At 74.2% G+C, this 12,832-nt stretch carries 12 protein-coding genes; 7 read left to right on the forward strand and 5 right to left on the reverse strand.

What is annotated here, in order from left to right:
* Positions 1-69 precede the first annotated feature (69 nt).
* The 3 genes from STBA_RS26225 to STBA_RS26235 are packed head-to-tail and all read left to right on the forward strand — an operon-like array spanning position 70 to position 2,304.
* Positions 70-1,353, forward strand: a complete 1,284-nt coding sequence (locus tag STBA_RS26225; RefSeq protein ID WP_077061572.1) for an FAD-dependent oxidoreductase — start codon at positions 70-72, stop codon at positions 1,351-1,353.
* Between the two features lie 10 nt (positions 1,354-1,363).
* Positions 1,364-1,813, forward strand: coding sequence for a GNAT family N-acetyltransferase (locus STBA_RS26230; protein ID WP_077063612.1), 450 nt, complete (start codon positions 1,364-1,366; stop codon positions 1,811-1,813).
* A gap of 20 nt (positions 1,814-1,833) precedes the next feature.
* Entirely contained in the window at positions 1,834-2,304 is a 471-nt protein-coding gene (locus tag STBA_RS26235; protein WP_216355974.1) for a zinc-binding dehydrogenase, read from the forward strand.
* A gap of 45 nt (positions 2,305-2,349) precedes the next feature.
* On the opposite strand, the gene STBA_RS26240 is transcribed toward STBA_RS26235, so the two are convergent.
* Complete coding sequence (locus STBA_RS26240) at positions 2,350-3,579, reverse strand: hypothetical protein (protein WP_216355975.1); 1,230 nt, start codon at positions 3,577-3,579, stop codon at positions 2,350-2,352.
* A 52-nt stretch (positions 3,580-3,631) separates the two neighbouring features.
* On the opposite strand from STBA_RS26240, the gene STBA_RS26245 reads away from it, so the two are divergent.
* The 3 genes from STBA_RS26245 (at position 3,632) to STBA_RS26255 (ending at position 7,621) form a co-directional block, all read left to right on the forward strand.
* Entirely contained in the window at positions 3,632-4,441 is an 810-nt protein-coding gene (locus STBA_RS26245) for a TetR/AcrR family transcriptional regulator C-terminal domain-containing protein (protein WP_077061573.1), read from the forward strand.
* Positions 4,442-4,450: 9 nt separating this feature from the next.
* Positions 4,451-6,403 carry a DNA primase gene (dnaG, locus tag STBA_RS26250; RefSeq protein WP_077061574.1) on the forward strand — a complete coding sequence of 651 codons (1,953 nt, stop codon included), beginning with the start codon at positions 4,451-4,453 and terminating at the stop codon, positions 6,401-6,403.
* A 150-nt stretch (positions 6,404-6,553) separates the two neighbouring features.
* Positions 6,554-7,621: an RNA polymerase sigma factor gene (locus STBA_RS26255; protein ID WP_079252180.1), complete on the forward strand. Its 1,068-nt coding sequence runs from the start codon at positions 6,554-6,556 to the stop codon at positions 7,619-7,621.
* A gap of 110 nt (positions 7,622-7,731) precedes the next feature.
* Here the strand turns inward: STBA_RS26255 and STBA_RS26260 are convergent, their stop codons facing one another.
* From STBA_RS26260 to STBA_RS26270, 3 genes are all read right to left on the reverse strand, one after another.
* Positions 7,732-9,153 (reverse strand): FGGY family carbohydrate kinase, encoded by a 1,422-nt coding sequence (locus STBA_RS26260; RefSeq protein ID WP_077061576.1) that lies wholly within the window; start codon positions 9,151-9,153, stop codon positions 7,732-7,734.
* Positions 9,154-9,323: 170 nt separating this feature from the next.
* Positions 9,324-10,538: a cation:proton antiporter gene (locus tag STBA_RS26265; RefSeq protein WP_079252483.1), complete on the reverse strand. Its 1,215-nt coding sequence runs from the start codon at positions 10,536-10,538 to the stop codon at positions 9,324-9,326.
* Between the two features lie 73 nt (positions 10,539-10,611).
* Positions 10,612-11,091, reverse strand: coding sequence for a cation:proton antiporter regulatory subunit (locus tag STBA_RS26270; RefSeq protein WP_077061577.1), 480 nt, complete (start codon positions 11,089-11,091; stop codon positions 10,612-10,614).
* A gap of 162 nt (positions 11,092-11,253) precedes the next feature.
* Between STBA_RS26270 and STBA_RS26275 the strand changes: the two genes are divergently transcribed.
* On the forward strand, positions 11,254-12,030 hold the full coding sequence (locus STBA_RS26275) for a helix-turn-helix domain-containing protein (protein ID WP_077061578.1): 777 nt from the start codon (positions 11,254-11,256) through the stop codon (positions 12,028-12,030).
* Here STBA_RS26275 and STBA_RS26280 read toward each other — a convergent pair.
* The gene (locus STBA_RS26280) at positions 12,027-12,746 is read right to left on the reverse strand and encodes an SAM-dependent methyltransferase (RefSeq protein ID WP_216355976.1); all 720 of its coding nucleotides are present in this window, start codon (positions 12,744-12,746) and stop codon (positions 12,027-12,029) included. The genes STBA_RS26275 and STBA_RS26280 overlap by 4 nt on opposite strands.
* Between the last annotated feature and the right edge of the window lie 86 nt (positions 12,747-12,832).

The raw sequence follows: 12,832 nt of genomic DNA on the forward strand, positions 1-12,832 counted from the left end.
CCCCCTTCCGGCATGGCCGCAGGTGGGGCAGTCTCCTTCCGACGGCAGACCTTAAGCGGGAGGCACTGCGTGCACGGTACATACCGGACGTTCGTCATCATCGGCGGTGGGCTGGCCGGGGCCAAGGCGGCCGAAACCCTGCGGGAGGAGGGCTTCGACGGGCGGGTCATCCTCATCGGCGACGAGCACGAGCAGCCCTACGAGCGCCCCCCGCTCTCGAAGGACTACCTGACCGGCCGAGCCGACCGCGGCAGCGTCTTCGTGCACGAGCCCTCCTGGTACGCCCGCAACCGCATCGAACTGCACCTCGGCCAGCCCGCCGTCGCCGTCGACCGCGCCCGCCGCGAGGTCCGGCTCGGCGACGGCACGCGCCTGCCCTACGATGCGCTGCTGCTGGCCACCGGCGCCGAGCCGCGGCGCCTCGGCATCCCGGGCACCGACCTGGCCGGGGTGCACCACCTGCGGCGCCTGGCCCACTCCGACCACCTGCGGGGCGTACTGACCAGCCGTGCCGGGGCGGGGGAGCCGCTGGTCGTCGCGGGGGCCGGGTGGATCGGGCTCGAAGTCGCCGCGGCCGCCCGCAGCCTGGGCACCGACGTGGTCGTGGTGGAGCCGGGGCCCGCGCCGCTGCACGCCGTGCTCGGGCCCGAGCTGGGCGCCGTCCTCGCCGCGCTGCACCGGGAACGGGGCGTGACGTTCCACTTCGGCACCCGGCCCGCCGCCGTGACCGGCCGCAACGGCATGGTGGCCGGGGTGCGCACCGAGGACGGCCGCGAACTGCCCGCCCGCGCCGTGCTCGCCGCGATCGGCGCGGGACCGCGCACGGCGCTGGCCGAGCACGCGGGCCTGGCCCTGGCGGAGAGCGGCGGCATCGCCGTCGACGCCTCGCTGCGCAGCAGCGACCCGCGGATCTTCGCGGCGGGCGACGTCGCGGCGGTCGGAGTCGGCGGCGGCGGGCCGCGGCTGCGGGTGGAGCACTGGGCGAACGCTCTCAACTCCGGCCCGGCGGCGGCCCGTTCCATGCTCGGGCAGGACATCGCCTACGACCGCGTGCCCTACTTCTTCTCCGACCAGTACGACGCCGGGCTCGAATACTCCGGCTGGGCCCCGCCCGGCTCCTACGACCGCGTCGTCTTCCGCGGCGACGTGGCGGCGCGCACGTTCCTCGCGTTCTGGCTGCGGGAGGGCCGGGTGCTGGCCGGGCTCAGCATGAACGTCGGCGGTGTCACGGACGCCATCCAGGGCCTGATACGGGACGGCCGGCCGGTCGACCCGGACGCCCTGGCCGACGCGGACGCCCCGCTGGCCTCCCTGACCGCCGCCCCGCATCCGCGCCCGTGCCCGCGAACGTAGGGTGGCGGCCATGCCGATCCGCACCGCCGTCGTTCCGCTCGCCGACATATTCGCCCTGCGCCACCGCGTGCTGCGCCCTGGGCTGGCGCGGGCGACCGCCGAGTTCGCCGAGGACGGCCGCTCCGGCACGTTCCACCTGGCCGCCTACGAGGGCGACGCTCCCGAGGTGCTCGGCTGCATCACGCTCTTCCCCGACCCGCTGCCCGGCACCTCCGCCACGGCCCACCGCTTCCGCGGCATGGCCTCCGCGCCCGAGGCCAGGGGCCGCGGGTACGGGGCGGCGGTGCTGGCCGCGGCCACCGCGGAGGCGGCGGCCCGCGGCGCGGAACTGCTGTGGTGCAACGGCCGCCTGGCGGCACGCGGCTTCTACGAACGGCAGGGCTTCGCGGCCATGGGCGAGGAGTTCGTCATCGAGGGCGTCGGCCCGCACCTCGTCTTCGTCCGCAAGATCGAGCCCTGACGCGGCACGTCCACCTGGCTGTGGCGCACGTCACGCGGGTGTGGTGTCACAAGGAACGGGTCGCCCGCATCTCATGCTCGTCATGCTCGACCGGTTCGCTGGCGCCCACCAGCCTGGCGGAGAACGCGCGGCTGGTGGACCTGGTCGCCGATGGCGGAGCCTTCGTCAGCATGACCACCCCCGGCCCGGAGGACGCCGGGCGCGGAGTGCGGACGGTACGCGCCTTCGTGCGCAGCGACGCGGCCCGGCTGGCCGAGCTGGTCGCCCGCGTCGACGCCGGAGAGCTGGTGATCGAGGTGGCCGAACGGCTGCCGTTGGCCGAGCTGGCCGCGGTCCACGCCCGCGCCGCCGACCGGTTCGCCCGCATCGCCGAACTGGCCGCCGACGCCGAGGGCGGGCAGCTGGCCGAGCGGCAGCTGGCCGACCCGGCCGCGGTCCACGACCCGGCCGCCACCGGACAGCTGGCAGGCAAGACCGTGCTGATCCCCTGACCCGGGCCGACGCCGGCCTGTCCCCGGCCGGCGGTGCGCTCGGGGTCAGGCGTCCGCCAGGTCGGCCGGCAGCAGCGGCTCGGTCAGCAGGCGCCGCACCCGCGCCTCGCGTTCCGGCCCGGGCGCGGCCCGCGCGAGCCAGGTGTCCACCAGCCGCCAGCCGTAGTAGTAGCCCAGCACGTAGGCGTTCATCCCGGGCGACGTCACGGACTTCAGGGCCGCGGCCACCTCCTCATCGGTCAGCAGGCCCCAGCGCGTCAGGCAGTCGCGGACCTCGCCCTGCGGTCTGCCCTCGGCGGCGAGGAACGCGGCGTTGGCCCACGTTCCCCACAGCGCGGTCCTGGCCCGGTGGATCGCCGCGAAGTCGCTGCTGTCGGGCCGTATGCCCTGCTCGGCCAGCACGGTACGGGTCAGCCACTCCTGCGCCTCGTCGCCGGGGAAGGCGATCTCCTGCGCGCACAGGCCCAGGCCCTCGCTGAGCACGAACGGCGGCGACAGCAGGAACCGGACCTCCTGGTCGGGGGCGTGCTCCTTCAGCAGCGACTCCGCGATATGCCCCGGGTGGCCCTCGTGGGCGACCACGTACAGCAGGTCCGCAAGGTTCCACGGCAGCCCGCCGTTCACGAAGATCGTCGACCGGCCGCCGCCCTCGTAGTGGCCCGCGCCGAGGAAGTGCGCCTCGGGCACGACGGTGCAGCCGACCTCCTCGTCCGCGGGCAGCGGAACGATGCGCGCGGTGCGCGCCCTGGTCTCCGCCACCGCGCGGCGCACCAGGTCCGGCAGCAGCCCGATCCGTTCCGGCGGCAGCCGGTGCGTGTCCTGCCAGGCACGCAGCCGCTCCGCCGTCGTGCCGGGCCCGCGCGGCAGCGCGGCGTCCAGTTGCGCGTGCGCCTCATCGAACACCGACTCCGGCACCGGCCCGGCCTCGATGCCGAGGCATTCGCCGGCGAACGCGGCCAGCGGCGCCTCGGCCCCGGCCGCCCCGCGGGCGACGGCGCGCAGCGCCCTGACCTGCGCCCGCAGCCATGCGGCGCGCGCGCCCTCGAACGGCACGTCGGCCAGCAGCCGTTCCGCGTCCTCGACCAGCCGCGCGGCCGGCGGCGGCTCCTCGCGCCCGGCCGCCACCGCCCAGCTGTCGGGGCCCCGGTAGATCAGCAGGGTGCTCCCGGACCCCTCGGTGAGCCGCCGGTTGACGCGCAGGGCCAGCATCGCGTAGTCACGCAACCAGGCGGCCCCGGGGGCGTCGGAGAGCTGTTCGATCCCGTGTTCGGTCATGCCGTTAAGCTAGTTGTACGGATTTCCGTACAGTGCACGAAAGGCGGGCCCGGTGCCGGAGCAGCGTCCCCACGGCAGCGTCTGGTTCCGCGCCGACGAGCGGCCCGCCCGGCCGCGGCTGTCCCGGGAGCGCATCGTCACCGCCGCCATCGAGCTGCTCGACGCGGAGGGCGTGGAGGGCTTCTCCATGCGCCGCCTGGCCGCCAGGCTCCACGCGGGCACCATGTCGCTGTACTCCTATGTCGCCACCAAGGAAGACGTGCTCGACCTGGCGCTCGACGCCGTGATGGACGAGATCGAGCTCGACGGCGAGGACGCGCCGCCGAAGCACTGGCGCGCCGACCTGACCGGCCAGCTGGTGCAGAGCCGCCGCGTCATGCAGCGCCACACCTGGATCACCGCCCTGATCGGCACCCGCCCGCTGCTGGGCCCCACCTCGCTGGCGCGTTCGGAACGTTTCTACGCCGCCCTGGAGCGCGCCGGGCTCTCGGGACCCGAGCTGGTCGCCGCGGTCAGCACCCTCTTCTCCTACGTCCACGGCTACGTCGCCGCGGAGAACGTGTGGCGTTCCCGGGTCGGCACCCGCGAGGACGAGCTGGACCTGCGGCGCCGGGCGCAGCGCCACGTCGTCGCGCACGCCGACCGCTACCCGGCGCTGGCCAGGAACGCGGGGCTGGACCGCGTGGGCCCCGGCCCGGACGGTGGTGCGGATCTCGGCGGTGCGGGTCTCGGTGACGCAGATCCCGGTGACGCAGATTTCGGCGACGCGGCCTTCGGCGACGGCTTCGCCCGTGGCCTCGACCTGATCCTCGACGGGATCGAGGCGGCGCTCGGCCGCGGGACTGTCCGAGGGGCGCCGTAGACTTCTGCCGTGGCGGGCAGGATCAACGACGAGGACGTGAAGGCGGTACGGGACGCGGTCCCGATCGACGCCGTCGTCTCGGAGTACCTCCAGCTGCGCGCCGCGGGCGGCGGCAATCTCAAGGGCCTGTGCCCGTTCCACGACGAGAAGTCCCCCTCGTTCCACGTCAGTCCGAGTAAGGGCCTCTACCACTGCTTCGGCTGCCAGGAGGGCGGGGACACCCTCGCCTTCGTGATGAAGATGGAGCACCTGTCCTTCTCCGAGGCCGTCGAGCGGCTGGCGGCGCAGGCCGGGATCACGCTGCGGTACGAGCAGGGCGGGTACAGCCCGGGGCGGCAGCAGGGGGAGCGCACGCGCCTGATCGAGGCGCACCGGGCCGCCGCCCAGTTCTACCGGGAGCGGCTGGCCTCGTCCGAGGGCAGGATCGGCCTCGACTTCCTGCGCGAGCGCGGCTTCGACGAGGCCGCGGCGGAGCACTTCGGCGTCGGGTACGCGCCGGCCGGTTGGGACCACCTGGTGCGGTTCCTGCGCGGGCGCGGCTTCACCGACCGGGAGCTGCTGACGTCCGGCATCGCGCAGGACGGGCGGCGCGGCCCGATCGACCGGTTCCGCGGGCGCCTGATCTGGCCCATCCGCGACATCACCGGCGAGGTCGTCGGCTTCGGCGCCAGAAAGCTCCGCGACGACGACAACGGGCCGAAGTACCTCAACACCCCGGAGACGCCGATCTACCACAAGTCGCAGGTGCTGTACGGGATCGACCTGGCCAAGCGGGACATCGCAAAGACCAACCGGGCGGTCGTCGTCGAGGGCTACACGGACGTCATGGCCTGCCACCTGGCCGGGGTCACCACCGCCATCGCGACCTGCGGCACCGCGTTCGGCGGTGATCACGTGAAGATCCTGCGGCGGCTGCTGATGGACAGCTCCAGTTCGCACAGCGCGGGCGAGGTCGTCTTCACCTTCGACGGCGACTCCGCGGGGCAGAAGGCGGCGCTGCGCGCCTTCGAGGACGACCAGAAGTTCGCCGCCCAGACGTGGATCGCGGTCTCGCCCGGCGGTATGGACCCTTGCGAGCTGCGGATCGCCGAGGGCGACGAGGCGGTGCGCGAGCTGGTCGAAACCCGGTCGCCCCTTTTCCAGTTCGCGATCGAGTCGGTCGTCGGGCAGCACAATGTGGACACCGCGGAGGGCCGTTCCGCCGCCCTCGACTACACGGCGCAGATCGTGGCCCAGATCAAGGACGCGGCCATCCGGCACGAGTACGCCGTCCGGCTCGCCGGGCTGCTCGGCATCATGGACGAGCGGTTCGTGGTGCGCCGCATCAGCCAGCTCGCCCAGTGGGGCCGGGAGCGCCAGCGCGCCGCCGCTGCCGCGGGCGGCGGCGCGCGCCACGGCGCCCCGCCGCCCGCCAGGGCGCCGGGCCGGCCGGAAGCCCCCGCGCCCCGCGAGGTGCGCCGCGGCCCCCCGTTGAACCTGCGCAGTCCCGCCCTGATGGAGGAGCGCGAGCTGCTGAAGCTGGCCCTACAGTACCCGGAGCTGGTCTCGCCCGCCTTCGACGCCTACGGCGAGGACGAGTTCACCGCGCCGCCCTACACGGTGGTGCGCCGCGCCATCGCGGACGCGGGCGGTGTCGCCGCGGCGGACGGCGAGTTCCTCGACCGGGTGCGCGACGCGGCGCCCGACGACTCGGTGCGCACGCTGATCACCGAGCTGACCGTCGAGCCGCTGACCATGCCGCGCCGCCGGCAGCAGGAGACGGACGTGTACGCGGGGCGGCGCCTGGTGCAGGTGCGGCTCGCCGCGGTGAACCGGCGCATCGCCCAGCTCGAATCGACCGCGCGGCGCGCCGAGGCGCAGAACGGGAACGCGCACGCCGCCGAAGTGCGCCAGGAGCTGTGGGCGTTGCAGCAGTACCGCACGGCCCTGGAGGAGCGCGGCGTCGCCGCCCTCTACGCCTGACATCCGTAAGAGCATCCCGCGCCCGCCCCGGCGGGCGGTGGCCGCGGCCTGCCCGTGTAACTCCCTGCTGGTTGGGCACAGCCTCTGTGTAGCCGCGCCCGCAAAAAGTCACCGCACGCATCTCGTGGCCGGAGTACGCCGTACCCCACACTGGGGGCGGTGCCGCTCCCCGTCCTCCCGCCCCTTCCCCCCGCTTGCCGCGAACTCGCGAGACCTGGAGGCCGTTCCGTGCAGACTCCGACCCTCCCCGCCGACAGTACGGCCCCGGCAGCCCAGCCGGGTGTGACCCTACGGCACGAGGGCAACGGTGCAACCGGCGACCTCTTCCGCCAGTACCTGCGCGAGATCGGCCGCATACCCCTGCTGAGCGCGTCCGACGAGGTGGAGCTGGCCCGGCGGATCGAGGCCGGGCTCTTCGCGGAGGAGCGGCTGCTGACGGCGACGGGCCTGGACGAGCAGCTGGCGCTCGACCTCGACCGCTTGGTGGTGCGCGGCCGGCTGGCGAAACGTCACCTCATCGAGGCGAACCTGCGGCTCGTGGTGTCCGTCGCCAAACGCTACATCGGCCGCGGGCTGACGATGCTCGACCTGGTGCAGGAGGGAAACCTCGGGCTGATCCGCGCGGTCGAGAAGTTCGACTACACGCGCGGCTTCAAGTTCTCCACGTACGCCACCTGGTGGATCAGACAGGCCATGTCCCGCGCCATCGCCGACCAGGCCCGCACCATCAGGGTGCCGGTCCACGTCGTCGAGCTGATCAACCGCGTCATCCGCGTCCAGCGCCGGGTGCTCCAGGAGCACGGCTACGAGCCGACGTCCGAGGAGGTCGCGGTCCTGCTCGGCCTCACGCCCGCCCGGGTCAGCGAGATCCTGCGGCTGGCGCAGGACCCGGTCTCTCTCCAGGCCCCGATCGGCGACGAGGACGACGTGAACCTCGGCGACCTCATCGAGGACGCCGACGTGCTCTCCCCGGCCGAGTCGGCCGCGTTCCTGCTGCTGCGGGAGCAGCTTGAGGCGGTCCTCTCGACGCTCGGCGACCGCGAACGGCGCGTGGTCGAGCTGCGGTACGGCCTGCTCGACGGCAGACCCCGCACGCTGGAGGAGATCGGCCGCCTCTTCGGCGTCACCCGCGAACGCATCCGGCAGATCGAGCACAAGACGCTCGGTAAGCTCCGCGATCACGCGTATGCGGAGCAGCTGCGCGGCTACCTCGACTGAACGGCGCGCGCAAGCCCCCGCGCGTACCGCGTTGGTTCGTCGTCGTCTTCGCTGCCGCTGCCGCTGCCGTCGTCGTCGGCCGGACCGAGCCGTGTGCCACGGCGGATGTCTCAGCCGAACGCGCCCGGGTGCGTCTGGTCCCGCACCGCGGCGAACTGCTGCCGTACCGCCGTGCCGACCGCCAGGTCCTCGCCCGGGTCCAGCGTTTCCCCGGACGCGGACGGCCAGTCGGGCGGGTCCTGCGCGGTGAGGGTGCCGTCCGCGAAGCCCAGCGCCCAGGCGGCCTGCCGGGCCGCGCCCAGCGCGGTGTAGTCGGCGGGCGCCGGTATGACCACCTGGGCGCCGAACAGCGCCGGGGCCAGCGCCACGACCGCGGGCAGGGCCGCGGCGGCGCCGAGCAGGAAGACGCGGTCGATGCGCACGCCCCGCCCCCGCAGCACCTCGGCGGCGTCGGCGAGCCCGCACAGCATGCCCTCGAACGCGGCGCGCGCCAGGTGCTCCGGCTGCATGCTCTCCCGTCTGATCCCGGACAGGGTGCCCGCGGTGTGCGGCAGTTCCGGGGTGCGTTCGCCCGCGAGGTAGGGGAGGAAGACCAGACCGTGTGCGCCCGGGGTGGATCGCAGCGCCAGCTCCGACAGACCGGCCAGATCGGTGCCGAGCAGCTCGGCGGTGCCGCGGAGCACCCGCGTCGCGTTCAGGGTGCGGACGACCGGCAGGTGGTGGCCGGTCGCGTCGGCGTAGCAGGTGATGGTGCCGGTCGGGTCGGTCAGCGCCTCGTGGTGCACCGCGCACACCGACCCGGACGCGCCGAGCGAGATCACCGCGTCGCCGTGGCCGACCCCGAGGCCGAACGCGGCGGCCATGGTCTCGCCGGTACCGGCCGAGATGAGCAGCCCTTCGGGGGTGCGGCCGGCGGCCTCGGCGGGACCGAGCACGTCGGGCAGGGCCACCGGGTGGCCGATGGCCAGCTCGGCCAGCTCGTGGCGCCACGCCCCGGAGATCGCGGACCAGTAGCCGGTGCTCGACGCGCCGCCGCGGTCGGTCGTCCAGCGCTGCGGGCGGCCGAGTAGCTGCCAGACCAGCCAGTCCTGTGCCTGGAGCACCGCGGTGGCGCGCTGCGCGGCCTCCGGCTCCTCCCGGGCCAGGCGGCGCAGTTGGACCACGGGCTGGCCCGGCTGCGGAACGGAGCCGACGGCTTCGGCCCAGGCCGTGCGCCCGCCGAGCGCGTCGACGAGGCCGAGGGCCGCGGCCTGCGCGCGTTCGTCGCCGCCGGTCAGCGCGGGCCGGACCGGGGAGCCCTCGGCGTTGAGCGCGACGACCCCGTTCGGCTGGGCGGCGACGCCGATGGCCGCCACGTCCTCCAGGATGCCGCCGTCCGCGGCCTCGCCGAGCGACAGCAGCCAGGCGCCGGGAGCGGTCTCGCTCTCCGGGTGATCGGCATGCCCGTGCCGGACGACGTCTCCGGTGTCGGAGTCGCAGACGACGATGCGGGTGTATGCGGACGAGCTGTCAAGACCGGCGACCAATCCCATGAGACCAGATGATGCCTCATCCATTCGGACCAGCGGAGCGCGAACCGGCATTGTGACCGTTTACGGGTCACGCGCGATCGGTTCTGTCACGTTCAGTCGCGGTCGCGGTCGCGGTCGCGGTCGCGGTTGCGGTCGCGGTTGCGGTCGCGACCGGGCGCGCCGGGTCGCGGTCAGGCGCCGGACTCGGCGGCGCGGACCTCGGTGACCACGTCGGACGCGCGGCTGCCGGACGCGCGGCGTTCGCGCAGCCAGCGGGCCGCCGGCTCGGTCCAGCGGGTCGCGAACGGTCCGAGGATGACGAGGATCAGCACGTACGCCGTCGCCACCGGCGCGATCCGTGGCTCGGTCGCCGAGGCGAGTCCGGCTATGACGATGGAGAACTCGCCGCGCGCCACCAGCGCGCCGCCCGCTCGGAGCCGGCCCTTCGGGCCGATCCCCGCGCGTTTCGCCGCGTACCAGCCGGTGGCGATCTTCGTGCCCGCGGTGACGATGGCCAGGGCCAGCGCGGTCGCCAGCACGGGCGGGATCGCGCCGGGGTCGGTGGACAGACCGAAGAAGACGAAGAAGACCGCGGCGAACAGGTCACGCAGCGGCGTGAACAGCCGCCGGGTGGTGTGCGCCACCTCGCCGGACAGGGCGATGCCCACCAGGAACGCGCCGACCGCGGCCGACACCTGGAGGCGCTGCGCGACCCCCGCGACCAGCAGCGTCAGGCCGAGCACGACGAGCAGCAGCATCTCCGGGTTGTCCGAGGAGACGGCCTTGCTGATGACCCTGCCGTGCCGCACGGCCAGGAAGAGCGCGATGCCCGCGGTGCCGAGCGCGATGGCCAGCGTGATGCTGCCGCTCGCCAGGCCGACCCCGGCCAGCACGGTCGAAAGCACCGGCAGGTAGACGGCCATCGTCAGGTCCTCGATGACGAGGATGCCGAGGATGACGGGCGTCTCGCGGTTGCCCAGCCGGTTGAGGTCGGTGAGCACCTTCGCGATGACGCCCGAGGAGGAAATGTACGTGACGCCGGCCAGCGCCAGCGCGCCCACCGGCCCCCAGCCGAGCAGCAGGCCGGCCACCGCGCCCGGCACCGCGTTCAGCACGAGGTCGACGATGCCCGACGGGTACTGGGTGCGCAGGCTGTCGACCAGCTCCGTCGCACTGTATTCGAGGCCGAGCATCAGCAGCAGGAGGATGACGCCGATCTCGGCGCCCACCTCGATGAAGCCCTCCGTGGTGGACAGCGGCAGCAGTCCGCCGTGGCCGAAGGCCAGTCCCACGAGGAGGTAGAGCGGAATGGGCGACAGTCCGAGCCGGCCGGCCAGCCGCCCCACGAGACCGAGACCGAGGACGACGGCCCCGAGTTCGATCAGCATGGTCGTGGTGTCGTGCACGGTCACCGCACCTTTCCGTTAGCCGCGCCGCGCAGGCGGCCGCGTGGTGCGGGTCGTGTCGCCGGACGCCGCCTCACGAGCCCGCGATGATGTCGGCCAGGTCGTCGACGCCCTCTCGGGTGCCGACGACGAGCAAGGTGTCACCTGCCTCAAGCCGGTGGTCGGGGCCGGGGGAGGGGTACGCCCCGGTCCGCCGCAGCACGGCGACGATGGAGGCCCCGGTGCGGGTACGGGCCTTCGTGTCGCCCATCGGGCGGCCCCGGTAGGGGGAGTCCGGCTCGATGGAGATGCGCTCGGTGACCAGGTCGAGGTCGAACTCGCTGCCTGGCAGCCCGCTTTCCGCGCGGTCCGGCGCGATGATCGAGGCCAGCCGGGCGGCCTCCTCCGCGTCCAGCGGAACGGTGCCCTGGCAGGCGTCGGGATCGTCCGGGTTGTAGAAGGCGAGGAAGCGCCGTCCGTCCTCGTGGGCGACGACCGAGAGGTGCCGCCCGTCCCTGGTCGTCATGTCGTACTGGGTGCCGACGCCCGGCAGGGGGGTGCGTCGCGTCACCATGAAAGGTCCTCCTCGGCCCGGCCGCTGACAACGCGGAGGGGCAACACGCCAGCCCCCGGCATTTCTTCCTGTCGTGTGAGGACGTCACAGTAGCAGACCACCGCAAACAGCCTTTGCAAAGAGTTTTTGCGAAAGCTTTCCCTACGCCCCTACGGTGTGCCCATGACGCCGCCTTCCGCCGCGGACCCCGGGCCGCCACCCACCGTCCCCGGGCCCTCCGTTCCGCAGCAGTCCGAGCCGACGCCCGGTGGGCGGCAGGACAGGGCCGTTGCCGACGGCCTGCGTTCCCTCGCGCACCCCGTGCGCGTACGGCTGCTCGGCCTGCTGCGGCGCCACGGCCCGGCCACCGCGACCGGGCTCGCCCGGGACACGGGGCTCACCTCCGGCGCCACCAGCTACCACTTGCGCCGGCTTGCCGCCGCCGGCCTCGTCGAGGAGGCGGACGACCGGGGGAACGCGCGGGAGCGCTGGTGGCGTTCGACGTATCGCGCCACCCACCTCCACGACGCGCGGCCCGCCGGGCACGAGCCGGGCGCCGCCCCCGCCCGCCTGCGGGCGGTGGCCGCCGCGCATGCGGTCCGCGTCCAGCAGACGGTGGGGGAGCTGGAGGCACTGCCCGTCGAGTGGCGGCAGGTGGTCGACCTCGGTGACGTGCCGCTGCTGCTCACCCCGGAGGAGGCGGGGCGGCTGCGCGCCGAGTTGTGGGATCTCGTCGGCCGTTTCCGCCGCGACGTCCCGGCGCTGCGGGCCACCGCACCGGCCGACGCCGCGCGCGTCACGGTCATGGCCCACGTCCTGCCCGACCCGAACCCGGACCCGGACCCCGGCCCCGACCCGGACCCCGACTCCGACTCCGACTCCGACTCCGGCCCCGACCCGGACCCGGACCGGGGCTACGCCGCCGACCCTGCTGCCGGGCGTGATCGCCGCGGGTCCTAGCGCCGCCGCGCGTTCCGGAGGGCGCTCGGGGAGCCCGGGGCCGCGTGCGGTGTGGACAGCGCACGCCGGTGCGCGCAGGACGGACGCGCCCAGGTCGTGTACGCCGGGACCGGAAGCGTGCGGGGCGTGCGCGGGCGCCTGGCCACATAGACGAAGGCGGGCGGTGCGTTCCGCCAGACCGTCCTGCTCAGCACGACCTCCTCGAACGCCGCCCGCAGGTGGGCGCGTTGCCGCCGGGCCGGGGGCGTCCAGCTGCTCCACGCATAGGTGAACTGCGTGAGTGCACCCGTGGGCGCGAGCACCGAGGCGATCGTGTCCGCCAGCGGACGCGCGCCGCCGAAGTACACCGTCCACGGCAGCCCGCTGACGACCAGGTCGGCCGCGGGGATGTCGCGGGCCGCCAGCAGACCGGGCAGGTCGTCCGCCCCGGCCGTCACCACCTCGACACCGGGGAAGCGCCTGCGCAGGCGGACGGACATGCGCTCGTTCACCTCCACCGCCAGCTGCCTGCCCCGCCCGCCGAGCCGCTCCCGGATGGCCGCCGTGAACGCGCCGGTGCCGGGGCCGAGTTCCACGACGACCGGGTTCCCGTGCTCGGGCAGCGCGGCCACCATCCGTGCGGCCAGTGCGGAGGAACTGGGCACGACCGAAGCCGTACGGACCGGGTCGCGGACAAACTCGGACAGGAACAGGGCGCGTTCGGAACGTTCGCACACGGGGTCTCCCACGGTGGCTCTGCGGATCTCGCTCACACCCTCCGTGCCGCTCCGCGGGCCGGCATCGGCGAACCGGCCGGACCGGG

The sequence above is a fragment of the Streptomyces sp. MP131-18 genome (assembly GCF_001984575.1).
GTDB lineage: Bacteria > Actinomycetota > Actinomycetes > Streptomycetales > Streptomycetaceae > Streptomyces > Streptomyces johnsoniae.